Annotated in this window: 29 protein-coding genes; 9 read left to right on the forward strand and 20 right to left on the reverse strand. The window is 31.5% G+C overall.

Translation table 11 applies throughout. From position 1 onward, the window contains the following. The first annotated feature begins 40 nt into the window (after positions 1-40). The 8 genes from Z054_RS0115315 (at position 41) to Z054_RS0115350 (ending at position 7,993) form a co-directional block, all read left to right on the forward strand. Entirely contained in the window at positions 41-1,678 is a 1,638-nt protein-coding gene (locus Z054_RS0115315) for an ABC-F family ATP-binding cassette domain-containing protein (RefSeq protein WP_024770929.1), read from the forward strand. A 174-nt stretch (positions 1,679-1,852) separates the two neighbouring features. Then, positions 1,853-2,710, forward strand: a complete 858-nt coding sequence (locus Z054_RS0115320; RefSeq protein ID WP_024770930.1) for a response regulator transcription factor — start codon at positions 1,853-1,855, stop codon at positions 2,708-2,710. A gap of 147 nt (positions 2,711-2,857) precedes the next feature. Then, positions 2,858-4,162, forward strand: a complete 1,305-nt coding sequence (locus Z054_RS0115325; RefSeq protein WP_024770931.1) for a hypothetical protein — start codon at positions 2,858-2,860, stop codon at positions 4,160-4,162. 89 nt (positions 4,163-4,251) lie between these two features. Next, positions 4,252-4,593 (forward strand): VOC family protein, encoded by a 342-nt coding sequence (locus Z054_RS0115330; RefSeq protein ID WP_024770932.1) that lies wholly within the window; start codon positions 4,252-4,254, stop codon positions 4,591-4,593. 21 nt (positions 4,594-4,614) lie between these two features. Continuing rightward, positions 4,615-5,220, forward strand: coding sequence for an FMN-dependent NADH-azoreductase (locus tag Z054_RS0115335; RefSeq protein ID WP_024770933.1), 606 nt, complete (start codon positions 4,615-4,617; stop codon positions 5,218-5,220). A 62-nt stretch (positions 5,221-5,282) separates the two neighbouring features. Next, entirely contained in the window at positions 5,283-6,623 is a 1,341-nt protein-coding gene (locus Z054_RS0115340) for a M16 family metallopeptidase (protein ID WP_024770934.1), read from the forward strand. A 52-nt stretch (positions 6,624-6,675) separates the two neighbouring features. Continuing rightward, entirely contained in the window at positions 6,676-7,230 is a 555-nt protein-coding gene (locus Z054_RS0115345; protein WP_024770935.1) for a GrpB family protein, read from the forward strand. A gap of 133 nt (positions 7,231-7,363) precedes the next feature. Then, positions 7,364-7,993 carry a GyrI-like domain-containing protein gene (locus Z054_RS0115350; protein WP_024770936.1) on the forward strand — a complete coding sequence of 210 codons (630 nt, stop codon included), beginning with the start codon at positions 7,364-7,366 and terminating at the stop codon, positions 7,991-7,993. Between the two features lie 52 nt (positions 7,994-8,045). Here the strand turns inward: Z054_RS0115350 and Z054_RS0115355 are convergent, their stop codons facing one another. Continuing rightward, the gene (locus Z054_RS0115355) at positions 8,046-8,807 is read right to left on the reverse strand and encodes a hypothetical protein (protein ID WP_035092185.1); all 762 of its coding nucleotides are present in this window, start codon (positions 8,805-8,807) and stop codon (positions 8,046-8,048) included. Between the two features lie 299 nt (positions 8,808-9,106). Here Z054_RS0115355 and Z054_RS0115360 point away from each other — a divergent pair, with 299 nt between their 5' ends. Beyond that, positions 9,107-9,811: a DUF4386 domain-containing protein gene (locus Z054_RS0115360; protein ID WP_035092214.1), complete on the forward strand. Its 705-nt coding sequence runs from the start codon at positions 9,107-9,109 to the stop codon at positions 9,809-9,811. A gap of 53 nt (positions 9,812-9,864) precedes the next feature. On the opposite strand, the gene Z054_RS0115365 is transcribed toward Z054_RS0115360, so the two are convergent. The 19 genes from Z054_RS0115365 to Z054_RS0115455 form a co-directional block, all read right to left on the reverse strand. Continuing rightward, a complete protein-coding gene (locus Z054_RS0115365; RefSeq protein ID WP_024770939.1) occupies positions 9,865-10,275 on the reverse strand; it encodes a hypothetical protein in 411 nt (136 codons plus the stop codon). 56 nt (positions 10,276-10,331) lie between these two features. After that, complete coding sequence (locus Z054_RS0115370) at positions 10,332-11,123, reverse strand: alpha/beta fold hydrolase (protein WP_024770940.1); 792 nt, start codon at positions 11,121-11,123, stop codon at positions 10,332-10,334. 164 nt (positions 11,124-11,287) lie between these two features. Continuing rightward, positions 11,288-11,503, reverse strand: coding sequence for a DUF7220 family protein (locus Z054_RS32850; protein WP_035092188.1), 216 nt, complete (start codon positions 11,501-11,503; stop codon positions 11,288-11,290). Then, complete coding sequence (locus tag Z054_RS0115375; protein WP_024770941.1) at positions 11,493-12,215, reverse strand: metallophosphoesterase family protein; 723 nt, start codon at positions 12,213-12,215, stop codon at positions 11,493-11,495. The genes Z054_RS32850 and Z054_RS0115375 overlap by 11 nt, the downstream gene beginning before the upstream one ends. Before the next feature lie 69 nt (positions 12,216-12,284). Next, positions 12,285-13,136, reverse strand: coding sequence for a helix-turn-helix transcriptional regulator (locus tag Z054_RS0115380; protein WP_024770942.1), 852 nt, complete (start codon positions 13,134-13,136; stop codon positions 12,285-12,287). A gap of 113 nt (positions 13,137-13,249) precedes the next feature. Further along, positions 13,250-14,023 (reverse strand): N-acetyltransferase, encoded by a 774-nt coding sequence (locus tag Z054_RS0115385; protein ID WP_024770943.1) that lies wholly within the window; start codon positions 14,021-14,023, stop codon positions 13,250-13,252. Between the two features lie 255 nt (positions 14,024-14,278). Beyond that, on the reverse strand, positions 14,279-14,845 hold the full coding sequence (locus Z054_RS0115390; protein WP_024770944.1) for a YdeI/OmpD-associated family protein: 567 nt from the start codon (positions 14,843-14,845) through the stop codon (positions 14,279-14,281). 53 nt (positions 14,846-14,898) lie between these two features. Beyond that, positions 14,899-15,375 (reverse strand): DUF5946 family protein, encoded by a 477-nt coding sequence (locus Z054_RS0115395; protein ID WP_024770945.1) that lies wholly within the window; start codon positions 15,373-15,375, stop codon positions 14,899-14,901. 213 nt (positions 15,376-15,588) lie between these two features. Next, a complete protein-coding gene (locus tag Z054_RS0115405) occupies positions 15,589-16,317 on the reverse strand; it encodes an acetolactate decarboxylase (protein ID WP_241461418.1) in 729 nt (242 codons plus the stop codon). A gap of 211 nt (positions 16,318-16,528) precedes the next feature. Next, positions 16,529-17,368 (reverse strand): CPBP family intramembrane glutamic endopeptidase, encoded by an 840-nt coding sequence (locus tag Z054_RS0115410; RefSeq protein WP_024770947.1) that lies wholly within the window; start codon positions 17,366-17,368, stop codon positions 16,529-16,531. A 62-nt stretch (positions 17,369-17,430) separates the two neighbouring features. After that, the gene (locus Z054_RS0115415; RefSeq protein WP_152538574.1) at positions 17,431-18,579 is read right to left on the reverse strand and encodes an AraC family transcriptional regulator; all 1,149 of its coding nucleotides are present in this window, start codon (positions 18,577-18,579) and stop codon (positions 17,431-17,433) included. A gap of 192 nt (positions 18,580-18,771) precedes the next feature. Beyond that, positions 18,772-19,749, reverse strand: a complete 978-nt coding sequence (locus Z054_RS0115420) for a permease (protein ID WP_024770949.1) — start codon at positions 19,747-19,749, stop codon at positions 18,772-18,774. After that, positions 19,742-20,149: an OsmC family protein gene (locus Z054_RS0115425; RefSeq protein WP_024770950.1), complete on the reverse strand. Its 408-nt coding sequence runs from the start codon at positions 20,147-20,149 to the stop codon at positions 19,742-19,744. Before Z054_RS0115425 ends, Z054_RS0115420 begins: the two co-directional genes overlap by 8 nt. Before the next feature lie 14 nt (positions 20,150-20,163). Then, on the reverse strand, positions 20,164-20,400 hold the full coding sequence (locus tag Z054_RS0115430) for a thioredoxin family protein (RefSeq protein ID WP_035092192.1): 237 nt from the start codon (positions 20,398-20,400) through the stop codon (positions 20,164-20,166). A 785-nt stretch (positions 20,401-21,185) separates the two neighbouring features. After that, positions 21,186-21,773, reverse strand: coding sequence for a hypothetical protein (locus Z054_RS0115440; RefSeq protein ID WP_316929929.1), 588 nt, complete (start codon positions 21,771-21,773; stop codon positions 21,186-21,188). Then, the gene (locus tag Z054_RS32480; protein WP_024770954.1) at positions 21,683-22,078 is read right to left on the reverse strand and encodes a hypothetical protein; all 396 of its coding nucleotides are present in this window, start codon (positions 22,076-22,078) and stop codon (positions 21,683-21,685) included. Before Z054_RS32480 ends, Z054_RS0115440 begins: the two co-directional genes overlap by 91 nt. A gap of 197 nt (positions 22,079-22,275) precedes the next feature. Continuing rightward, positions 22,276-23,463, reverse strand: coding sequence for an enoyl-ACP reductase FabV (fabV, locus tag Z054_RS0115450; protein ID WP_024770955.1), 1,188 nt, complete (start codon positions 23,461-23,463; stop codon positions 22,276-22,278). Between the two features lie 108 nt (positions 23,464-23,571). After that, positions 23,572-23,721, reverse strand: coding sequence for a hypothetical protein (locus tag Z054_RS31770; RefSeq protein WP_161635296.1), 150 nt, complete (start codon positions 23,719-23,721; stop codon positions 23,572-23,574). A gap of 96 nt (positions 23,722-23,817) precedes the next feature. Then, positions 23,818-24,237: a hypothetical protein gene (locus Z054_RS0115455; RefSeq protein WP_024770956.1), complete on the reverse strand. Its 420-nt coding sequence runs from the start codon at positions 24,235-24,237 to the stop codon at positions 23,818-23,820. Positions 24,238-24,257 lie beyond the last annotated feature (20 nt).

Below are 24,257 nucleotides of genomic sequence, written 5' to 3' on the forward strand. Positions count from 1 at the left end.
CCTGCTTTTTTTTAGTTTTGCATTCTTAAATTAGAAAGATATGATTTCTGTAGATGGAATTGCTGTAGAGTTTAGTGGCGAAACATTATTTAGTAATGTTTCTTTTGTTATTAATGAAAATGATAAAATTGCCTTAATGGGTAAGAATGGTGCAGGTAAATCCACTATGATGAAGATTATTGCTGGGGCACAGAAAGCAAACAGAGGGCATGTTAGGTGTCCCAAAGAAGCAGTGATTGCATATTTACCACAACATCTATTAACAGATGATGACTGTACTGTATTTGAAGAAGCATTAAAAGCTTTTGGCGATATTTTGGGGATGCAGGAAGAGATGGATCGATTAAATAAAGAACTCGAAACTCGTACTGATTATGAATCCAGCGAGTATATGGCAATTATCGAAAAAGTAACCGATCTGGGAGAGAAGTTTTATGCTGTAGAAGAGGTAAATTATGATGCCGAAGTAGAGAAAGCGCTAAAAGGACTCGGGTTTAAGAGAGAAGATTTTACACGACCAACCAGTGAGTTTAGCGGTGGGTGGAGAATGCGTATAGAGCTTGCCAAAATCTTATTACAGAAACCAGACCTAATCCTTTTGGATGAGCCAACCAATCATGTAGATATAGAATCTGTAATTTGGCTAGAGGACTTTTTGATTAATAAAGCCAAGGCAGTTATCGTTATCTCTCATGATAAAACGTTTATCGATACAATCACCAATAGGACTATAGAGGTGACAATGGGAAGAATCTATGACTATAAGGCAAATTATTCACATTATCTGCAACTACGGGAAGAAAGAAGGGCGAATCAAATAAAAGCATACCAGGAGCAACAAAAATTTATTGCAGATACCAAAACATTTATCGAACGATTTAAAGGTACGTACTCAAAAACCAATCAGGTAAATTCGCGGGAACGCATGTTAGAGAAGTTACAGATTATCGAAATTGATGAGATCGATACTTCATCTTTAAAACTCAGATTCCCCGCATCAGTTCGATCGGGAGATTATCCCGTAATAGCAAAAGATTTATCAAAAAACTATGATGAGCATGTAGTGTTTGAAAATGCAAATTTATCGATTTCCAGAGGAGAAAAAGTGTCATTTGTAGGACGTAATGGCGAAGGTAAATCTACTATGATCAAAGCGATTATAGGAGAGATTGAGTATGAGGGAACTTGTGACCTGGGGCATAATGTTAAGGTAGGATATTTTGCACAAAACCAAGCGGCATTATTGGATCAGAATCTTACCGTATTTCAGACAGTTGATGAGGTAGCAGAAGGAGAAGTACGAACACAGATCAAAAATATTTTAGGACAGTTTATGTTTGGTGGCGATGATATCGATAAAAAAGTAAGTGTCCTTTCAGGTGGAGAACGAACACGACTGGCAATGGTTAAATTGCTTTTAGAACCTGTTAATCTTTTAATTCTCGATGAGCCTACCAATCATTTGGACTTAAAATCAAAAGATGTACTAAAAGAAGCTTTACTAAATTTTGATGGTACCTTGATTTTGGTTTCTCATGATCGTGATTTTTTACAAGGTTTGTCGCAAAAAGTATTTGAGTTTAAAGACAAAAGAGTAATTGAGCATTTTGAAACCATAGATGATTTTCTTTCGAGAAACAAGATTGAAAACCTAAAAGAAATTGATCTTAAATCATAACGGAAGGCATAACCCCATTATATAGAATACTAATACATCACTCACCAGGGAGCAATAAATAATATACGATCTATCAAAAAATCTGTTAGATTTGTATACCAATAATCTGAATGTAATCAGAGAAGGTTAGCTTTTTTGAATGATAAAAGTATCTATGTCTAAAATATATAGTGAATGGAGGTATTAGAAATCATATTGTTGATTTTGGCATATTCCCTAATTATCATCGCATTATTTTTGGAAGTAATTTGCTATACAAAAAATATTGAAACGCTTGAAACTATATACTTTACGATTTCATTGCTTTTACTAATTGTAGCGTTAACGATTACCTATTTTTTTAAACCTTTTAATTCAGACAGTACTAATATTTTTATTTTATTAGCGATGATATTGGTTGCACTTACTACCCCTTTGCATATTCTAGAAGAGAGGCGTCATACTATAAAACCTATTTTCAAAAAGTTGCTAATAGCTTTTTCGGTGATGTTAACCTTACTCATTATTTCAGGACACTTTATTAAAATATTGAATTTTTTACAATATGTAGTAGCACTGTTTTTAGGAATTTCGGTCGTTATGTCTATGATTCTGATAAGAATAACCAAACCTAAAGTAAACATTGTACATCGTGAAAAAATGGAGCGATATATTGCTATTGCCGTTCTTATTCTGATTCCACTTTCTTTACTAACCAATTATGTTGTAGACCTAAATGGTATAAACACAAAAATTGGGTTTACACTTCCATTGATTTTTATTGTACTCGCAGGAAGCAAATTATGGAGTGATATAGAACGACTGTCTCTTTTTAAACCTAAAAATACGGTGAAAGAGCAAAACCTAATTAATTATTCCTTGACCAATAGAGAAAAGGAAATCGCCTTACTTCTTATTAAGGGAAATACATATAAAAAAATATCAGAGCAGCTATTTATATCAATTCCTACTGTAAAAACACACGTTTCCAATATTTACAGAAAATGCAAGATAAATAACAGGATAGAACTTATTTCGTTGCTGTCTAGCTAGATAACCTTATTTTTTATATCTAAAACAAGTATCATACTTTTGTATGATATTTAGAATAACTCGCTTTTTAATACAAATTCCCTATTGCCACCGTCTCGTTTGTTATCCATTTTTGCGGTATTATTTTCATAAACATAATACTAAAACATGAGACAAATTTTTCTAGTGGCTTTCGTCCTGTTCTATTCACTTAATGTATCGGCGCAAAGAGATACACTACCTGCTACAGATAAAAAAAGATTAGATTTTGCCAAAACCTATTTTGAATTGGGAGGGAATTTACTCCCATCATTTACAGGGAAACGACTTTCGGGAAATGAACTTATTAGCTTTAAACATCCAGAAACTTTAAATACAACCTTGTATTGGGGTGGTTTTCATTTCTGGGGGCATGCAGAACTCTATGTATCCTTTCCTTTAAAACAATTTAGTCTTAAATCGAATGACGAAACAGATGTAGAATTTACACATTATACAGTTACGGGAGCACGTTTTTTGCCTTGGGCATATCAAGAAAAGAAACTCAGACCTTATGTTGGTATTGGTTGGTCTGCGTTAGATTTTAAACAGGTTGTGAAACCAGATGAAGATCAGCCTAAACTTGAGAAAAACTTTACATGGACTGCTGATGCTGGAATATTGTATGGGTATAAAAATTTTGCAGCTAGACTTGGTGTTAATTATTATCCGGATAATACATGGAATTATCCCATCTCCAAAACCAAATTCCAAAAAATTAAAACTCCAAATTTTAGTGTACAACTAGGGTTACTCTATGCTATGGATCTTACTAAAAGTAATGGAGACCCTACTATAAATGAAAGATGGAATAGCTATCCAGAAGTTTCGAGCCTGGGCTTAAATGCTTCAAGTTTTGGTGATTTTTTTGCTGCTATCGGGCCCTCTGTTTCTTTTTCTCTTGCAGAATCTGAATACAACAATAGCGAATATCCTTATCTAAATAAAAAGCAGGCATCTGGCGGTTATTTTGATATTGCCTTGGGATATCAATTCAATACAGCTAATATGTTTACCGCAATATCATTCAGAAATCCAAAATTTGAACAACAAGCGTATGGAACCAGGCAAACTATTAAAAAAACTTCTGTAGCATTAGAAACAGCCAAATTTTTAACCGACTATACTGGTTTTGCCCCCTTTATCGGTTTAAATGTAGCCTATGATCATATCGAATATTCAGAAATTACAGATGAAGGAAACAAAAAACTAACATTTAATAAAATTGAACCCGGTATCACTATCGGATGGGATATCGTTCCGGGAAAATCTGAGGAGTTTTTAATTTTAAGAACAAATTTACGTTGGTATCCCTTCTCTTCCTTCAAGGTAGATGGGAAAAAATTTAATTTCAACCAATTAGAATACAATTTAATACAACTTGTTTTTTATCCTGAACGACTTTTAAGATCTAAAAAAAATATTTTTAAGTAACGTAATAAAATTTTCAAATCAGAATGTATGCTGACATAGGGTTGTCATTCCTTCACTTTATTTTTACTTCAAAATAAATAGAAGTAGAAATGAAAAATAATAAAATCAACTTTATAGAATTACAGGCATTAGATTTAAATGAAGTCAAAAAATTCTACGGCAACACTTTTGGTTGGACTTTTACAGATTATGGAGATCAGTATTGTGACTTCCACCAAGCGGGAATTGATGGAGGATTTGCCAAAGTAGAAAAAATTAGTACAGGAGGTACTCTAGTCGTTTTATATCATGATGACTTATCACATGCTTTAGAAAATGTACAAAAAAATGGTGGAAAAATATCTAAGGAAGTATTTTCCTTTCCTGGGGGAAGTCGATTTGAATTTATTGACCCTAGCGGAAATAAACTAGCAGTTTGGACTGATAAGTAAACACGATATAAAAAACATACAATGAAAAAAACATTAGTAGTAAGCTACGCACCAAGAAAGGGTTCTTATACAAAGCAATTGGTGGATGAATTTATTAAACTAGCCGATGGTAAAACAGAAATTACATTTTTAGATTTAGTGGCTTCTCCACCAGATTTATTACTTGGCGATAATCTAAATTTGATATTATATGGAGGGCAACCAGAATACACAGACGAAGAAAAGAAAAGACTTTCTAATCATTTTCAATTAATACAACACGTATTAGATGCGGATCATATTGTATTGGCTTCTCCTATGTATAATTTCTCTTTGCCAGCTACAGTAAAAGCCTGGGTAGATACTATAGTAGTTACTGATAAAACATTTGAAATTACCGAAGATGGTAGTTTTAAAGGGCTTTGTGAAGAAAAAAAAGCATTAATATTAGCAGTGGCTGGGGGTGATTACTCAGAAGAAACGACTCATGAATACTTTTCTCCAACTATTAAAAGAAATTTTGAATTTATAGGGATTCCTTCTGAGCAAATTTCTGCTTTTGGAGTAGCTCAATACCCAGAAAAAGTAGATACCATTATTTCAAATGCAAAAGCTGAAATTTCGAAAGTAGTAGGGCAGTGGTATTAAACCATTATCTGACTGGTGTAACATAATTGAAAGTTTTTAATCTATATATAAAACTTTCAATTATGTCAAAAAAACGATCTAAAGTAGTATTTTTTTGTTCATTACTCTTTCATGTTGTCATTGTCTTAAGTTCATATGGTCAAACGGATACACTGTTATTAAACTATGAACAGTATACCTTAAAAAACGGGCTTGATGTTATATTACAACCCGATTCTAATGTCGAAGATGTTTCTGTAGAATTTTGGCTTCGTAAGGGAATTAGCATGGATAAACCTAGTCAGTATGGTTTTGCCCATTTTTTTGAACATATGATGCCGTTTGGTATAATGGATAGTCTTAAACGTGCTCAATTGAAAACCTATAGAACAGGGAGTAATGCACAGGTTAAAAAAGATTATACCCGGTTTTATGTAAAAGTAAAGCCAAAAGGAGTAGGCCCTGCTTTAGAAATGGCAGCCGGACGATTAATGGCTGGCACTGATCGTATTACAGAAAAGCGAATAGAATTTCAGAGAAAAAGAGTACTATCTGAAATAGACAGAAATGCCAAAAATCCACAATGGAGCGCACCAGGAGGGATGGCGATTTATAAAGGCACTTTTGGAAAAAACCATCCTTACGGTAGTAGTGGATATGGGTTAATCGAAAATAACAAGAACTTTAAACTAAAAGAGTTTAAAGAACGGTATAACAAAATTGTATATGCAGATAATACAGTTCTCTTTCTAGTCGGTAATTTTGATGTTGAAGAAGCTAAAAAACAAATAGAGACATATTTCAGAAACCTTCCGTCAAAAGAAAAAGATCACAAGATTATTAAACCCACAAAGCATGTAGAAGCAAATATAACAATGAAAGCTCCTCACCCTAAGAATACTATACAAACAATGGTATTCTCCTGGGCAGTACCCAAATGGGGATCCATAGATGATAGTACTTTAAAACTTATAGCAAGCATACTCGATATTCGTCTTAAAGACAAAAGTCGTTTTCCAGAATCCTTTATAAAAACTTCGGTTTCTACAGATATGTATGAGTATGCAGGGCAGTTCGCAATACGCACTACTTTTGCTGCTGTAAAAGATAGTACACAAATAGAAAACCTTGTTTTGGATAAAGTAAACGAATTTATAGAAACTGGAGTTACAGAAGCAGAACTAAAAGATGCCAAACAAAATGAAGTTAATGACATAAAAGAAATGCAACAACGATTAGGTTTTCAATGGAGTAGGACAGAACTGTTAGGAGAAAGCTTTTTGTTTACAGGAAACCCGGGGTTTTATGTTAAGAGGCTTGAAAAACAATTGCAACTAACCAGAGAAGATGTAAAAAAAGGAGCAAAAAAATGGCTAAAGCGAAAACCGTTTAGAGTATTATTTGTTTCAGACAAAAAGGAATAAGTATTTTTCATGAATTCGATAGTATTTTGTTCTGGTATTTTAGCAGTGCATTATGAACAATAAAAAAGAAATGCTGATACAAAACTATCAACCAGGTTGGACACAAGATTTTAATAGTATCAAAGAAGTGATAAAAGAGACGCTTTGGGATACAGAAATAACAATCGAACATGTCGGAAGTACAGCAGTTAAGGACTTAGCTGCAAAACCTATTATTGATATCGATATTGTCTACGGTAAAAACGTGGCTTTTGAAACAATAAAAGAGGGATTAGAAAAACTGGGGTATTATCACAATGGAGACCAGGGGATAAAAGAAAGAGAAGCTTTTAAGCGTGAAAATTCGAATAAGAAACATCAAATATTAGATTTCATCACACATCACCTTTATGTTTGTCCGATTCATAGTAAAGAATTGCAAAGACATATACTGTTTAGAGATTATTTGATAAAGAATACAAACGAAAGAGAAGCGTATCAAAAAATTAAACTCGAAATCGCCAAAAAAGCAAACCAAGATCAAAAAGTATATGCAAAACTGAAAGAGACTATGGCAAAGGAGTTTATTGAATCAATCCTTGAAAAAGCCATAGAAAAGAAAGCATGAAATACAATCATGTATATAAATACTGTTGACATAGGGTTGTCATCATTACACTTTACTTTTGTTTTATAAGAATAGGATATTACCAATTACGGTTAATTCGAAGTGTAAATGATATACTAAAAGAGGATACGTTATGAAGCATGAATGGAGAAAAAAAGAAAAAGGAGTGTATCTACCCAAAAACACACCCGAAATCATTGAAATTCCCGAATACAAGTTTCTTACTATCGAAGGAGAGGGTAATCCTAATAGTGAATTCTTTTCAGAGCATATTGGTGTACTGTATGCGGTTTCATATGGGATAAAAATGGGATTAAAAAAAGGAACTGTACCCAAAGGATATTTTGATTATACCGTTTACCCGCTAGAAGGTGTTTGGGATATTACTGAAGAAGCAAAGAAAGCATATAAAGGTACTATTAATAAAGATGACCTGGTTTTTAAATTAATGATCAGGCAGCCTGACTTTATCGATGATGAATTAGCGAGACACATGATTGACCAGACAAAGAAAAAGAAGCCTCATGTGTTATTAGAAAAAGTAAAATTTGAGAAAATAACAGAAGGTAAGTGTATTCAAATGATGCATCTGGGAAGTTATGACAACGAACCCGAAAGTTTTAAGATAATGGAAGAATTTGCCGATAAAGAAAATCTCTATAGGCCATCTAAAGTACATAGAGAAATTTACCTGTCTGATTTTAGAAAAGTACCTATCGTAAAACTAAAAACAGTTTTACGATTTAAAGTAGTTTCAAAATAATTTATATAGAACACAAAGTATCACATTCAAAATTAAAAAGCCTAGGGATACATTATGGAGTTATAATATAGTTTACTTTATCAACCCCTGTATTTCCGGTTGTCGGGTGATAAGCATATACGACAAGCTCATAACTTCCTGTAGTATCTATATTGATTGTACCTTCAAACAGGTTGGGTGAATTGACCATAAGATTTATTTCATCAATTTTGGCACCGTCTTTTTTTAGGATTCCTTTTACTTCTATTAGATTGGCATCCCAAAGGCCACCATCACTAATAGTACAACCACACATCATTACAATATTAGATTGCACGGCAATACTTTTTTTGTCAAGAGTTTTTAATGAGATAAACTGATGTGTTCTTGGAGTCAAAATGTCAACTACAAAACCTGGAATCTCGATTACAATTCCGTCTCCCAAAATATCTTTTCCAGGAATTATCCATAATGCTGTTGATGCGTTTACTGTAGCTTGCTTTTTATTTACAGGAGCAAATACCTCTATGGTTACAAAAACAGGTTCTGATATATCTAATTCTGCTAGAAATCCAGAGGTCTTATCGTCTGTGATCCTTACATTTCTTTTTCGCGGTGTTTTCATGATCAGGACTGTATTTCCTGTACCACCACTGGTTTTACCTTGAGAAAGAATCTCACCTGTAAGCTGATTACGTATAATTATATAAGCACCTCCGATAGAGTTACCGATAAATTTGGCATCTTTTGCTCTTACCATGACTTTGGTAGGAGTAGCAAATGCAGTATAACTAAAAAGGGTTACTAAAACGGCTAATATTGTTTTTTGGATCATGATCATTTGTGTTTTGTAGTTAATGTTGGTATGGTTTCTTATAGCTAATCAAAAATAATAAAGATTATAGCAAAGCGATATGTATAACAACTATAAAAATATCTTAAACTTATATCTCATTTGTCATAAGTGTAATCATTATATCAAGTACTTTTTTTGAAGTGTAGCATATAAAAAAAGTACTTCGATAAGTCTGCTCTGAGCCTATCGAAACACTATATCACAGTATATTGCGAGATGCTATTGTAACAAAATCTGTAATGGATCGTCGACAATTATACATCAAAAAACGAATCGAAATGAATTCAAATCAAAAAATAGGAAGAATTGCAGGGGTAGTATTTCTTATCATCATTGGAGCTGGCGTGTTTGCAGAGTTTTTTGTTCGCCAGAAGATTTTTGTGACCGATGACCCCGTTGCAACTGCAGCCAATATCGCTAATAATGGTTGGCTATACCGTTTAGGAATTGTTAGTGATTTGGTGATGATCCTTGCTTTTTTCTTCTACCCATTAGTCTTGGAAAGAGTGTTTAAACACGTTAATAAAAACCTATCTAAACTTATGGTGTTGTCGGTTATGATCTCTGTTGCGATATTATGTGTTACAATGCTTGCAATGATAGCACCATTGTTGTTAACTAGTGGAGCTGATTATATGGTTGGATTTACTATTGATCAGATAAATGGTTTGGTTACATTCTTTCTAAAACTGCACACTAATGGTTATTTTATTTCACAGGTATTTTATGGATTGTATCTGTTACCACTTGGGTATATGATTTTTAAATCGAGTCTTGCTCCAAAGATTATTGGAGTGTTGTTGATGCTTGGATGTATTGGTGATCAGATCGATGTGATTAGATATTTCCTTTTCCCGGATACCCAATCAGTACTATTACAGAACATTACTACACCTGCCGATCTGGGAGAGATGTCACTATGTCTATGGTTATTGATTATGGGATTACGAAATAAGAAGGTAGAAACAGAAGCTGTTGTATGATCAACATATAGATACTAAAAGAGTTTTCGATTCTTACAATCAAATTGAGAATACTACTTGGAAGCTAGTTTAGATGCTGTTTTTAATTCAATACGTATCAATATAATTATAATAGTGATTTCTAATATAATATATGTCCAACCAAAAGCAGTTATTTTTTGATGATGTTGAAACGCTACTCCTATTGAGATAAAGCAATATATAAGATTCATCAAAGCAATAGCAGTTAAGAAATACTTCTGGTTTTTCTTAACTCTTAGATAGCAATAAAAGTCATAAAGCGCAAAAATACAAGGAAAAAATGCAAGGATGTAAAGTGCTTTTGCAGGGATTCCAAAAATGCTTTCGAGCCTCACTAAAACAACTCCTAATAAAAAAGCAGAAAGTAGTGCTCCTAAACCATCGATTAAAAAAAGTCGTTTAGGCTGTACTACCATTTTATTGATAATCTGTTGAAAAACCATAGTTTTATGTAGTATCTAAATTTGGTAACATTAATAATTCGAGTTAAATAATAGCTTTACTTTTTGGATAAAAAGATTTTTGATTTTGTTATAAACTCACCCTTGGTCTCACCTTCATGAGCACCATGTGCGACGTTTGGCAATATCCAAAGATCAGATTTAGGTAGGTTTTTCTTAACACGTGCTACTTCTTCTAAATCCATACCTTCATCATCATCGCCAATCATAATTAATACCTCAGGTTTTATGGTTTGTAATTCTTCATTAGTTATCTTGACCGTGTAGTTCTTAAATTGATTCATTAAGGCTTTTATCTTATCATCTGTACCATGACTGGTTAATAACCATGGGAAATTGGCTCTGTTTTCGAATGTAAAAGCTTTCTGATACTCGGGAAAATCATTGACCGTCCAGGTTCCTACTGCTCCGATTGTTATCATTGACTCTATTAATGGTGGGTTTGTTAAAGCAAGCTGATAAAGAATATCACCTCCAAAACTAAATCCAATTGCCTTAATTTTACTCAGTTTCAAATACTGCACTAAGGAATTAAGATCTTCGGCAACCGATTTTATGGATAAATCTTCTTTAAAAGCATCCGATTTTCCATGCCCGGTTAAATCAATTAGGTATACTTCATATTCTTTCTCAAAATCTTTAACATAGGGTAGCCATGATTTTGAAGAAAGGGTATAGCCGTGTAAAAGAAACAAAGGTTTGCCTTTACCATAAACTTCGTAATATATATATTTTCCGTTTACGGCTACAGATTCTGATTTCTTTGGTACTTGTGAAAAAATAGATGTTGATATTAAAATAAAGAGTATAAAAATGATGTGTTTTTTCATTGCGATTGGGGTATTCTAATGCCATAAATATATGGCTTTGTAATTTGATAGTGTGAATTTGTAAAACATATTTATAAATTTATGATTTAAACCTATATAATTTCTTTGCGTATCTATATGTTATGGTTTCTGCTGTGCTTTGAGGATGTAAGAATTGGTTAGATCTAATTGCGCGTTTGTTTTCGATTAAAATATCTTCTCAAGACATAATTCCTTAAAATACTTAAAACAGTTAAGTAAATGGTTAGGATTATATTTTTACCTGAATTGTTTTCTATTCCCAATATTGGAAATATGATATGCAATGAAATCATAGTGATAAAAAAACCAACAGTTACATTCGCTAAACTTTCGATAAATGATTGTTTTTTAGTCTGCATCCCTTAATAGCTGAGTTTTTGAAGATATATTGTTTTGATCTATTTCAATAATTCTGTACCCAAAGACAGAAGTGTTTATTTCTATGGTATTTAGGTTTTTCTCAATTTGATAAGAAACTGCGGGAGTAATATGTTGAGTAATGTTTTTGTGATTTAAAGTACTCTCTATATGATAATGGCCACAAAAAATAGTAATCTCATTGAGGCTATCTTCTAAAAGGGGGATTATATCCTCTCGGTTTTTTAGTTTTCCAATTTCATCAACTTTCAGGTTTAGACCAATAATGGGATGATGCACGAAAATGATAATTGGTTTAGCTGAAATAAGTTCTTTTTGAAGCCAAAGCAGTTGTTTCTTATCCATTACTCCTTCTGAAGAATCTAAGTATATGAATTTATAATACTCTTTTATAGTGCTGCTGTATAATTTTTCTGAATCATAATCTGCACCTTTACTATAATGTTTCGAAATTTCAGAAAACATATCATGGTTACCTAGGGTAATTGACAAGGCTTTAGTTTTAAGTTGTTCAAAGAAATATGAGATCCCTTTGTTTTCTCCAATATCTCCAGTACAGACAACCCGAGTGATCTTCTTATCTTCTATATCTTTTATAATATTGTCGAATCGTTTTCTTGCTAGTACACCATTTTTTAATGGGTATTCTTCATCCAGATGTAAATCTGTTATATGAGCTATTTTTTCATACATAAGCTTGTGTTTTAATAAGAACAAAAATAGATATGCGCGGTATGATGAGTTTATAAAATCTTGCTGATTTTATAAATGTTTTCTATACTGTGAAGGAGAGAAACCTGTGTGTTTCTTAAATACATTAGAAAAGTAAGATGTATTATCAAAACCACATTCGATGGCAATTTGTAAAACAGAATCTTTAGAATACCGTAATCTGTTCTTTGCTTTTACTAAACGAATAGAAGTTAAATATGCTAGTGGTGTATTTCCGTTAATTTCGGTAAATAACCGATGTAAATAATATTTACTGATACCAATATCTCTACTAATAATATCAAGTGAGATATCTTCACTACTATTATCATTTAAATATTCTTTAGTCATCGAAATTAATTTAAACAGTTCTTTTTTTGTATTGTGTTTAACTATTTTTAATGCCGAAAACTTAGTGTCAATATTAGTCTGCTCTTGAACAATTGCTTCAGAGATACGAATGAATAAATTATCCATTTGTCGATTAAAATCGTGTTGATTATACTCATAAAGATGGGTGATTTTATCTAGTAAAAATCCCACCTCATTCCTTGATTTTTTTTGAGTTACTTCAAGAAATTCAAGTTGTGATGTGTCACTAGTATGATATTTATATATTTCATCGATTAGTTTGGGTGATAAGAAGAAAGATAATCCTTTTGTTCCTTTTTTTGCTTTGGTAGTAATACAACTATTATTATTTATAATTAGATATTGATTTTTAGTAATCTTAATATCTTGATTGTTAAAATTATAGTGTTTAGTTCCTTCTATAACATACTTTAACGAATAAGTAGATGTATAGGATATAGAAATATCATCATGATGCTTAGCGTATAATATCTTATTTTCTAATTGATTCGAAAATGTTGGAGTAGTTGTTATTTCTTCAAGTTTTACCATAAAATAAAATCAATTATAAATCAAAAGGTTTGACGGATTTGGTTTAAAGCTTTAAATTTAAGGGTAATCGCCAAAATCCTTAAGAACTACACCCTTTATTAGGCTTTCGTTTTTTACTCTAATATTTTGTTCATTACTTTATCATACCTCGTGTCCATACACACACTAATGTCTGTTGTCATAAATTTTCCATTATAAAAAAGACTAAAAATAGTTGCTGGACTTGGAGCAGATTGAGCCTGTTCCATGGTTTCTAATTTAATTATTTTTAATGGAAGTTTTCTGTTTTTAGCAGTTTCAACTAGAGAGTTTTTTGCGTGAAATTCTGCAAAAGGGCAACGGTTAGAATAATAAACTACGATTCCATTTTTTTCAGAACATTCTCCGCTTTTCACAGATTCATTAAATTTTGGTAATTCTGCTTTTGGATTTATTTTTTTTACTAAAAGACTAAATCCACTTGAAATTCTTTCAACCTCCTCAAATCCTTGTTTTAGAAACCATTTTGTATCACTCATAAAATGAAACTTCTTAGTTCCTACAACCGTTACTAAACCATTTTTTTCTTGACTCTTAGCATCTTCAATTGCTGTTTTTAGAAGCTCTTTTCCATATCCATTCTTCTTGTATTTTCCAGATACCCAAAAACAATTAATATTCAGGTAATTAGGTGCTTTAATTGGAATCCATGCATTTTCGGCAGGGCCATATTCTATAAATACTTTTGCTCTTTCATTAATTCGTCTAAATACATATCCGTTATTGAATTCTTTAGTCAACCAATCTTTTTTCGCATGATAGCTATCAGAACATTTCTTATCAGATATTGCACAGCATATATGTTCTGCTGATATGTTTTCTGTATTTAAATCGATTAACTGTTCCATTTTGTTTTTTTCTTAATAAAGCCTAGTGTTAAATATATATATGATTGACAGTAATATATCTAAACCAATTGACCATTCTAAGTCTATTTTTATTTCTTATTAAACTTATAAAATTTTGCGCTATAGTAAAAGAAAATAACCTTTAAATCCAATACTGGATTACTAATTACTAAGAGTTTATAAGTAGCACTGAGCTTTTATGAATCACCGAATATTCTATTTGTGATATGCAGTGTTAGCAATTGTTTTTTTATTTTAATAATATTTATTAATTCCGCCAAACCCTTTTATTAGCTTATTATCTCTTGTTTTATTAATAAAGTTCGAAATTCGCTTTTCAAATTCCTCTGGTCTTTTTCTTGAACTGTCAATGTATGCAATTCTAATTCGTTTATATGATTCTGAAAACCTTTGATAATTACTCCAAACCTCTTTATCTACTTGAATTCGTTTAATTATATCTTCTGAAAAAATAAACTCTTGTTGAATTATTTTATAGACATCATTCTTAATTGACTTATGAATCATGTTGTTTTCAAAAAGCCATTTCAAGCGTTCTTTATTTGGTTGAGAAAACGTAGAATTTTTCCTCCTTTTGCTAAACCTTTGAATAGTGGTTTCTTCATTTAATGATTTGACAGTACTATCTATCCAACCAAAACAAAGAGCCTCTTCAACAGCATCATTATATAGGATTCTTTTTTTTCCTGTCTTTTTAAGAGGATATTCTAACCAAATATCATCTTTGGCCTCAAAATTAGTTTCTAGCCATTTTCTCCATTCTTTCCTGTCAATGAAATATTTAGTTGATATAGTATTCATTTTCTTAATGTTTACATCGTAAATAACTGGATATCCAGTTGTTTTATACAATACTAGCAGTTATTGCTTTTCATTATTTCTGATTTAAAAACCCTTTTGCATTCTGTTTCATTGGCCGAATTTTCTACAATATCGGTTGTAGTTATGTTTCCTCTTTCAAGAATTTTTGGAGGATTTAAATATTCATCTTGCTTATGAACTTTGTATGTATTCAAATAATCACTCAACTTAGGTGATAAATCATAAGTCCATTTAACGTTGTAGTTAAAAACCAAATGCAATCTCGAAAGATGAAAATGATTATTCCATCTGCCATGAATTTCTGGATGTTGTAATGTGTGTGCGTCAACAATTAGAAATCTGTAGGAATGATTTTCAATGTTTGAAAAATCAATATTTTGAAATCCAAGATTAAAAATTTCTAAACATTCATGAATTCCTCTTTTTGTATTAGCTCCACAAAACTGACATTTTCCATTGTTTAAGAGTATAACTCCATTCTTTTCTGCTAAATCAATATAATCTTGCATTGTCTTTTTTGCTTGTTGCTAATGTTTGGTTTAGATCGAGTTTCAATAATTCTATTAAAGCCTTCTTCACTAGTCAGATATAACATTCCGGCATCTATAGCAAAAGCATAAAATATTCTCCCTGATGATTCTTAGAAAACTCTTTAATTTGTTTTATGGCATTCGTAAATACCTTTTTAATATCATATTCTGCCATCCTAAGTTTGTAGTTTTTTATTTTTTTGGCAGATACAATTTCATATTTTCAATTTCTAATTCGTCTAAATGGCCCATTTTACTCTCATCTTTGGTAATTAAGTGCATATGTAAATATGAATCGTGATGTGTAAAAATGCCCTTATGTTTGGTCGAGAAAAATCCAACAATTTCGGTCTCTTCGTTTTTTAGTTCATAATTTGTCTGCCCTTGGTGAGCTTCATCTGGTGAAGAAACTTTTGTACCTTCTGGCAGATTTTGAACGTGAATGATTGCCTTATAAACATTTCCAATCAGCTTAAAAGCAAATGGTCGTTTGTTATCAATTGTTCTCTCGTTAATGAATTTCTCCAGGTCTTGTGTTGTCGTAATATTTGAAGGTAGTTCAATTTCTTTCCATTCGTTTATATTTGCATAAACAAAGAAAGGTGCTGAAACATTAAACCTTTTTTCAACTACCATAGTAGAATCGGAAGCTACTTTAGAAACATAACTTTTTCCGTTATTAATCAGGAGTTCACCTGTGAGATAACTTTCAGGTCCAAGTCCATAAAGTCCTTTTTTATCCGAAATGGTGTCAAGGTCAATACTGCTACTCAATTCTCCTTTCCGCATCACATTTTTCATTGCTCCAACAATTATCATGTCAGAATAGGTGTCATCGGAAGTCGTTTCTTTTGTAGCCAAATTGCAACTTAACAACATTCCAGATGCAAATAGCATGATTACTATATTTCTTATTATCATTTATTTCTTGTTTGTCCTTATTTCAAATTACCGTCAATGTTTAGTATAAGAAACGTAGGGCAGGTGATATTAACTTCATTTCCGGATTGGCACTAAGTCAAATATAAATATTTTACTTTTATCTTTTTTCTGATAACCCTCAAATTTTATATTTGGCGACTCAGTAAAAGAAACATGACTTCCAGTTAAGTCTTAAATCGTCCTATGTTTTTTATACCTTGTTGTAAGTCGTTTTTTTCCACCATAAACACCCGAAAATTAGTATAATTACTACATAAAAAACATTGAAAATCATAGCATGAATAAGCTCATCGTTCGCCTTTGTAATAGCTAGGAGTGTACCACCAAAGTGGTTATTACTAGCGTGTAACAATGCGCCTATAAAAATAGAGTATCGATTAAAACCGAGATAGGCAATAATTAAAGAAAGTGCTATTCCAACCAAAGGATAGGTGATAAAAGCTTCAATATATGGATGTTCAGGAAAATTATACCCTTGCAGAGCAATAGGCATGTGCCAAATACCCCAAACCAATCCAAGAAGAAATATTCCTTTAAAAGCTCCAAAACTATACATTATTTTTTCTTGTAGATATCCTCTCCAGCCAATTTCTTCTCCCAGAATAAGAAGTACTAAGATAGGATAACCTAATAGCAATAGAAGGGCTCCCATTAGTGGAGATCCTAATTTAGACAAATCTGGGACTGTTCTTACATCTAAAAGTATTTGCGTACTAATAATGATTCCAAAATAGAGAATAGGAACCAGAAAAGCCCAAAAAGCATTTTTGTAGCTAGGTTTAAAAAATTTCAAATCTTTCCAATTGCCTCCTTCTTTTTTGTTTAGAATAAAAGCTAAGATCGCAGGAATAAAAGAATATACCACCATTATAATTGAATTCGCAATTGGGTCTGAGAAATCAAAAAGTGATATGGTCGTGAATCCAAATCCCCAAGAAATACCCAGAACTAAAAGAATATACTTTTTTGCCTTCTGAGCTGGATGAATCGGATTTGATACATGAGTTTGTTTACTATTAGTTGTGTTCATGACATATTATTTATATGATTAAATGCTAGGCAAATAACCAGATAAACAATGTTTCAATCGACTCATTGGAAACTTTGAGACTCTTTATCAGATTGTTTTTTGAATTTTATAGGTGTTATGCCAACTTGTTGTTTGAAAACACGATTAAAAGTAGCTTTGGAATTGAATCCCGAATCAAAAGCAACGGCAAGTAAGGTTAATTTATCAGCAGTTCCTTCTTCTATTTTTTTTCTAAAATAGTTCACACGATAGGTGTTGACGTATTCGTAAAAATTAGAGGCTAAACAAATGTTAAGCAAGTGAGACAATTTCTTATCTGAAATATCTAGGATGGCTGCAGTTTCTCTTAAAGAAAGATCTTGTTTTTTAAAAAGTTCTTGTTCTGTAAATATTATTTCTAACTGAGTTTTAAGTGCTATAAACTCTGCTGATTCACAATTGAAAAAAGGTATGGGTTTGATTATTTTTTCTTGAGAGGTTTCCTTTTTAACAGATGCTATAGGATCTTCTTGAATCAAGAAGACTTGTACTTGATTCACCCCATAATAACCAATATACCAAATAAGCAATACTAGATAGAAGAGATTTATATATACTAGCCCAGAAATAGGGTAGGCAAGAAGTAAAAGCCCGCTAGTCATATCTATAATTAGGAATAGGATAAGGCCTCGAATCCATATAGAGAGCCATTTTAAATCCAATGTATTTATATTAGAATAGTTGTTTTTTACCAGCTTTCTAAAACGTTTCAATAGTTTGTAACTTAGAAAAAGATAGTAAGCCAAGTGCAATATACCTAGAAAGGGGATTAAGAGAGAAACAATTTGAAAGATGGTTGTTTTGTTGTCGAAAGTGGGGCCCAAGATGTATTGAGGAATACTATAAATAACAAAAGCAATCCCAAAAGGAAGTAGGCTCCTTATAAAAATTTTGAAATGAATCTTAGAGGTATAGATAATTTTGATATACTGGAAAATGAATGGTCCTAATACAAAGGATGTAATAATTCCTAGTGGTGATACTATAGTAGCCAGAAAATCCCAGTTCAAATACGAAGAAGCATAGGTAAGAAACAAGAGTAAATAACCCAAAAGAATACCAGCTAGAATTTTATTAGCTTTTCGTTTTTTCCAAGTCTTACTTAGGAGTAGAATTAGAAATAGGATGGTGCTAATACCAGAGTAGGTCAAAAATGTAGTGAGGTCTTTCAAAAATATTTTTTTATTGCATCATAAAGCTATTTTAGTTTTTTTTATCAAAAAACTTCTCTTTTTCTTAAGATAGAGTATTTTTTCTTAATGTTTTACAACAATTATATATAGTTACCATAGTAACTATATATCTTGTATATAAGTAGCTAAAATAATAAATCTTTTACCCTTTTTATTGTGATATTTTTTGATTTATAATAGGATGTTAAATAAATACCCTGAAATGATGATACAAAGTATTACAACACCAAAAAAGATGGCAATGAGTTTCAAAGTCATTACTTTTTTTAAAAGCATTGCTTCTGGTAAAGAAAGACCTACTACACCCATCATAAAGGCGATTGCAGTACCTAACGGGATCCCTTTTGCCACCAATACTTGAACTACAGGAAGTATACCTGATGCATTCGAGTACATGGGCACAGCCAAAATCGTAGCAATAGGAACAGCAAAAAGATTGTCTTTGTCCATATGTTTCTCAAAAAACCCTTCTGGAATATAACCGTGCATTAATCCACCTATAGCGATTCCTATCAATACATATGGAATGATACCTTTAAGGATTTTCACGACTTCTGCCCAAATAATTGGTAAACGTTGTTTAAAAGTTTGTTTTTCTGTCTGAAATATATCTTGCTCTCTTTGGGCATTTTTTAAAACTTCTTTTACCCAAGGTGTTAGATAGCAATCCAATTTTAGATTTTGAAGTATGATACCAGATATTGTGCCCAATAACACACCACTAACTACATAAATGATTGTTGTTTTTAAACCAAACAAGCCAACAAAAAGTCCTATTGCGACTTCATTGACTAAAGGGGAAGTAATCAAAAAAGAAAAAGTTACACCCAAAGGAATGCCGCCTCTTACAAAACCAATAAAAAGAGGAACTGATGAACAAGAACAAAAGGGTGTTACCACACCAAAAAGACTTGCCATAAGGTATTCTAATCCGTAAAATTTATTTCTCGAAAGATAATTTTTAACCTTGTCTATAGGAAAGTAACTATTTACGATTCCCATAAAAAAGATAACAATAAAAAGAAGTATTAAAATTTTGGTGGTGTCATAAATAAAGAAATTTAGGGCTTCTGCTAAATGTTGTCCTTTGTTTAAATTCAAGATATCATAGACCAACCAATCTGCTATATTTTGTACCCAATCAAACATTTTCAATCATGTTAATAGTACCAGTAATAGAACAAGACAGTTTTATAGTATTGTAGATAGTTCCAAATTTTTCAATATTTTTTTTAAGTAATGCTGTATTAAGCTTTTTATCCTTGCTATAAATTGTTAATATGTAATTGATATGATCCATTCTTGGCGGATTTTCAAGACGTATCGCATTAACTTCTAAAGTGGATTTTGTATAGGTAAATTTCATCATACTCGAAAAACGTTCAACATTCTTTAGCATACAGGAAGCAAAAGAGCTTAAAAATAATTCAGCAGGATTTGGTAATGTTTCAGCAGTCTTTGCAGTGGTGCCAAAATCTATATTTGATTGCTTTATATGAATAATAGCATCTTGATTTGAAATGGACGAAGCCTTGATATGATAATTCATTGTATGTCTTGCAATTAGTATAAAAGTGCTAGTATTTCATCTTTTGAAGGCACTCTCCCTTTTATTGTAATCACGTCATCTATTACCAAAGCAGGTGTGGTCATTACGTTATACTTCATAATTTCCATTATATCTTCAACTTTTTCAATAATTGCATCAATGTTGTTTTCAGAAACTACATCTTTAACAACAGCCGTCATTGATTGACATTTTGAACACCCTGTTCCTAAAATTTTAATTATTTTACTCATAATATTAATATTTGTTTATCCTTAATAACCGATATGATTATTAAAAAACATCAACCAAGCAACCTGTAAAACAACAGGGTTGATTTTCAAAATGCTTTAGAATAGCCCTAACACCTTAGTGAATTTTGGTAAAGCTTTTCAGTACCCTTCCTGTATCCTATAGGTTCTAAACTTCTTTTCATATTTCTTATCGTGAATTTACGATAAGTGTTTGGGGAGAAATGTGACTTTTATCACATTTGTTAATGTTTTTTGTAAAGGGAAGAAGGAACTCTTTTATTTTGAGAGTTTGATCAAACGTTTTTATTTATGTAATTATCTGTAGAATTAGAAAAAGAGTTGAAATTGAAAAAATCAAGATTGTAAATTTTTTTATATCACGAAAGGTTTTGCCTTTTTTCAATATTGTATTTTGAATCTTTTTTGACAAGAGAATGAGGGTTGATACTATGAAAGCAAAAATTAGAGGAGGGTAAAAATTAGGCCTAAATTCTATATCAATATTATTTTTAAAAAGTCCAAGAATTATGGGTATGAACAATATATTCCAAATGATAAGCGTGGCAATAATAAAACTCTTTTTGAATGGAGATTTTTGAAATACTTTTTCTAACACAGGCATAAATTATTATTGATTGGCAAAATATAGGGTAACGTGATCGTATAGGATTAGTTGCGTGTTTTAAGTACCTAATTTAGCAAATACAAACCGAATAGAAAATCCGTGAGGATTTTCTATTCGGTTTGTTCTGGGAATTATTTTTTTATGTTGTTAACATAAGTTATTATTTAGATGCTGATGCTTTAATTAAATTTATACAGTCAATATAAGTTTTCTCAAAGGGTATTTTATCTTCAGGTTGATATTCTGTCAATCTGTGATACACTTGCTTTCTTACATCTGTACATTTATTTAGAAAAAAATCGTTTCCCTGATTGTTTTTGTCAAATCTTTCCATCATAAGAGCTTGCAAAGGTCTAACAACCATATGGTCGACTTTGTCTATAATTTCTATTTGTTTACAATCTTCGCAAATAGTTCTGTATTGATTTAAATCACCAATGTATTGATCTAATAATTTTGTTGTAAATAGATGAGAAGTTTCATGGTACAATGTTCCTCTTATATCATTGTTTAATTCTAAAATATCATTTGCTTTAGTAGTCTCATTGGGCATATCACAAATATTTGCCAGAATTATCGCTCTTTTTTTTAAGTTATAATTATCATAAAAATCAACTGCTTTATTGTTGGCATTATTAGTTAATTCTACGAACACAATTAATTCCAATCCTTTCTGGTTATCTTGATAAAAGGACATAATTTTATCGAAGAGTTTTTCATCCAAAACCTGCTTCTCAATTTTCGAAATAGTTTGACTGTAGTACTCTTTATTGTTTTTGAAAAATTTGTTAAACTCTGATTTTTATATGGAAGGAAATGCTTGTTAACTCGTTTTAGATATTGTGTATTACAAGGTCTTATATCTTCGCTTAAAACATCTTGAGTTGCGATATTGAAAATCGTACGAAAAAATTCTGTTCGTTCATCTATTTTAAAAATGACCTTGTTTTTATTCTCGCTTTCGGGCTCTAAATTTCTAACTGCTGTTTTTTCTTTACAAGCAAATACTATAATTAAAAGAAATACATTAATTAGGAATGGTGTTTTTTTCATTAGTTTATTTTGATCTAAAAGATTGTTCTTTTTTGAAAATGTTGCAGTTTTGGTGTAATATATGCTAACCGTTAGTATAAGAATAGTATGGGATTAAAACGCACTTACTTTGTAGTTTTGCATACTTTGTTATTACTTACCAACTTTGAGTATGGCAGTTACCTTTTGTTATTTTGATATAGTGTTGGTAGTAGCTTTTATTGCAATCCTGGAATATTCACTATTTCGTTAGTTTCAATCTTGTAATCAACTTCATCGTAATTAAAACCAAAGAGGTTAAAAAATTCAGTTTTATAACCTTTTAAATCTCCAATAGATGAAAGTGTTTCTGTAGATGCTTTTTCCCATAATTGTGAAACTTTTTCCTGAATATCGGAACGCATTTCCAAATCATCAATTCGTATTCTTCCTTCTGAATCTGTGGGTACTTGATCAAGAAATAATCTTTCAGTATATAGCCTATGCATCTGTTCGATACAACCTTCTTGAACTCCGTTTTCTTTCATTACTTTGTATAATAAAGAGATGTATAACGGAATAACCGGAATTGCCGAACTTGATTGAGTTACAAGCGCTTTATTAACCGAAATGTATGCTTTTCCATTAATATCTTTTAGTGAATCGGTAATTGTAAAGGCGGTTTTTTCTAAATGGTCTTTTGCTTTTCCAATTGTTCCTTTTCGGTATACAGCCTCAGTAAGTTTTGGTCCAATGTAGGAGTAAGCGACAGTCTTAAAATTAGAAGAAAGGAGATCCTTTTTTTTCAATTCATCTATCCACATTTCCCAATCTTCGCCACCCATTACGGCAACAGTGTTTTTAATATCTTCTTCAGTACACGCATCGATACTTATATTTTTTACTTCTCCTGTATGAAAATCTACAGTCTTGTTGGTGTATGCATTTCCTATTGGCTTTAATGTTGATTTATGTCGAATTCCACTAACTGGGTGGGTTCTTACAGGAGAGGCAAGGCTATAAACAACTAAGTCAATTTGCCCTAAATCTTTCTTAATTAATTCTAAGGTCTTTTGTTTTATTTCATTTGAAAAAGCATCACCATTTATACTTTTGGCATAAATGCCCTCTTTATGTGCTTCCGTTTCAAAAGCAGCAGTGTTATACCATCCCGAGGATGCTGTTTTTCCTTCTAAAGGTGGTTTTTCAAAAAACACACCTATGGTGGATGAATTAGAACCAAAAGCACTCGTTATTCTAGAAGCTAAACCAAATCCTGTTGATGCTCCAATTACTAATACATTTTTTGGACTTTCAATTTTTCCTTTTGATTTTATATAGTCAATTTGATTTAATACACTTTTCTCACAACCCTTTGGGTGAGATGTTATGCAGATAAATCCACGAGTTTTAGGTTCTATTATCATTTATTATTATCTTTTTTAATTACTACCAACAATTCTATATGGTTACCACGGTAACTATATTTCTTTTATATGGGTACTAAAGTAGTAAACTTTTTCTCGATAAACCTTTTAATTAGAGTGTGCAGATTTAAATTTCCCAAGCGTTAATGCGATTAGTAGTATTCCTATTCCAATACCTGTAAATGAGCCTTTGGCTAGATCAGGTAATTCTACATAGTGCGAAAATATTTGTGTGAATGCAATTAGGAACAAACCCATAGATAATAGAATTAGTGATTTTTTTTAGTGATACTATTCATATTTATTGTTTTTATAATTAGTATTTCAAATGCACTATTTGTTACTGAGTTTATTTCAAACTGTTATTTGTTTGTTTTTCTTTTTCATCTTCCATTTTTTCAATCCACCCAAAAAATATAGAAGTCCTATTAGTGTTGCCAAAATTCCCATAGTTGGAAAAAACCCATTCAACACAGAATACACCAACTCTGTAATCCCTCGCAATAGATAAATTCCTGCGATTAGAAATATTCCAATTTTCAAAAATGGTAGTTTTTTAAATGTACCACTAGCCGAAAGTCCGTATAATCCAAACATAAAAAATACCGTTGCCACCAAAAGAGTTGTTAAATACGGAATGGAAAAATGAATTTGTGACAATTCTGCCATTTTTCCCTCAATTCCAAAAGTTCTAAAAACCTTTTCGAGCCAAAATATACCAATTAGGTGAGCAATTGCTATTCCTATATTTAAATACCCTCCAAGCTTTAACATACTTTCTGTCTTTTAATTTT

It is taken from the genome of Aquimarina macrocephali JAMB N27 (assembly GCF_000520995.1).
Lineage (GTDB): Bacteria > Bacteroidota > Bacteroidia > Flavobacteriales > Flavobacteriaceae > Aquimarina > Aquimarina macrocephali.

Excerpts from the sequence above, each read along its gene's own strand:
- Z054_RS0115315 (WP_024770929.1), top strand. The coding sequence starts at position 41 with ATGATTTCTGTAGATGGAATTGCTGTAGAGTTTAGTGGCGAAACATTA.
- Z054_RS0115320 (WP_024770930.1), top strand. The coding sequence starts at position 1,853 with ATGGAGGTATTAGAAATCATATTGTTGATTTTGGCATATTCCCTAATT.
- Z054_RS0115325 (WP_024770931.1), top strand. The coding sequence starts at position 2,858 with ATGAGACAAATTTTTCTAGTGGCTTTCGTCCTGTTCTATTCACTTAAT.
- Z054_RS0115330 (WP_024770932.1), top strand. The coding sequence starts at position 4,252 with ATGAAAAATAATAAAATCAACTTTATAGAATTACAGGCATTAGATTTA.
- Z054_RS0115335 (WP_024770933.1), top strand. The coding sequence starts at position 4,615 with ATGAAAAAAACATTAGTAGTAAGCTACGCACCAAGAAAGGGTTCTTAT.
- Z054_RS0115340 (WP_024770934.1), top strand. The coding sequence starts at position 5,283 with ATGTCAAAAAAACGATCTAAAGTAGTATTTTTTTGTTCATTACTCTTT.
- Z054_RS0115345 (WP_024770935.1), top strand. The coding sequence starts at position 6,676 with ATGAACAATAAAAAAGAAATGCTGATACAAAACTATCAACCAGGTTGG.
- Z054_RS0115350 (WP_024770936.1), top strand. The coding sequence starts at position 7,364 with ATGAAGCATGAATGGAGAAAAAAAGAAAAAGGAGTGTATCTACCCAAA.
- Z054_RS0115355 (WP_035092185.1), bottom strand. The coding sequence starts at position 8,807 with ATGATCCAAAAAACAATATTAGCCGTTTTAGTAACCCTTTTTAGTTAT.
- Z054_RS0115360 (WP_035092214.1), top strand. The coding sequence starts at position 9,107 with ATGAATTCAAATCAAAAAATAGGAAGAATTGCAGGGGTAGTATTTCTT.
- Z054_RS0115365 (WP_024770939.1), bottom strand. The coding sequence starts at position 10,275 with ATGGTTTTTCAACAGATTATCAATAAAATGGTAGTACAGCCTAAACGA.
- Z054_RS0115370 (WP_024770940.1), bottom strand. The coding sequence starts at position 11,123 with ATGAAAAAACACATCATTTTTATACTCTTTATTTTAATATCAACATCT.
- Z054_RS32850 (WP_035092188.1), bottom strand. The coding sequence starts at position 11,503 with ATGCAGACTAAAAAACAATCATTTATCGAAAGTTTAGCGAATGTAACT.
- Z054_RS0115375 (WP_024770941.1), bottom strand. The coding sequence starts at position 12,215 with ATGTATGAAAAAATAGCTCATATAACAGATTTACATCTGGATGAAGAA.
- Z054_RS0115380 (WP_024770942.1), bottom strand. The coding sequence starts at position 13,136 with ATGGTAAAACTTGAAGAAATAACAACTACTCCAACATTTTCGAATCAA.
- Z054_RS0115385 (WP_024770943.1), bottom strand. The coding sequence starts at position 14,023 with ATGGAACAGTTAATCGATTTAAATACAGAAAACATATCAGCAGAACAT.
- Z054_RS0115390 (WP_024770944.1), bottom strand. The coding sequence starts at position 14,845 with ATGAATACTATATCAACTAAATATTTCATTGACAGGAAAGAATGGAGA.
- Z054_RS0115395 (WP_024770945.1), bottom strand. The coding sequence starts at position 15,375 with ATGCAAGATTATATTGATTTAGCAGAAAAGAATGGAGTTATACTCTTA.
- Z054_RS0115405 (WP_241461418.1), bottom strand. The coding sequence starts at position 16,317 with ATGATAATAAGAAATATAGTAATCATGCTATTTGCATCTGGAATGTTG.
- Z054_RS0115410 (WP_024770947.1), bottom strand. The coding sequence starts at position 17,368 with ATGAACACAACTAATAGTAAACAAACTCATGTATCAAATCCGATTCAT.
- Z054_RS0115420 (WP_024770949.1), bottom strand. The coding sequence starts at position 19,749 with ATGTTTGATTGGGTACAAAATATAGCAGATTGGTTGGTCTATGATATC.
- Z054_RS0115425 (WP_024770950.1), bottom strand. The coding sequence starts at position 20,149 with ATGAATTATCATATCAAGGCTTCGTCCATTTCAAATCAAGATGCTATT.
- Z054_RS0115430 (WP_035092192.1), bottom strand. The coding sequence starts at position 20,400 with ATGAGTAAAATAATTAAAATTTTAGGAACAGGGTGTTCAAAATGTCAA.
- Z054_RS32480 (WP_024770954.1), bottom strand. The coding sequence starts at position 22,078 with ATGAAAAAAACACCATTCCTAATTAATGTATTTCTTTTAATTATAGTA.
- fabV (WP_024770955.1), bottom strand. The coding sequence starts at position 23,463 with ATGATAATAGAACCTAAAACTCGTGGATTTATCTGCATAACATCTCAC.
- Z054_RS31770 (WP_161635296.1), bottom strand. The coding sequence starts at position 23,721 with ATGGGTTTGTTCCTAATTGCATTCACACAAATATTTTCGCACTATGTA.
- Z054_RS0115455 (WP_024770956.1), bottom strand. The coding sequence starts at position 24,237 with ATGTTAAAGCTTGGAGGGTATTTAAATATAGGAATAGCAATTGCTCAC.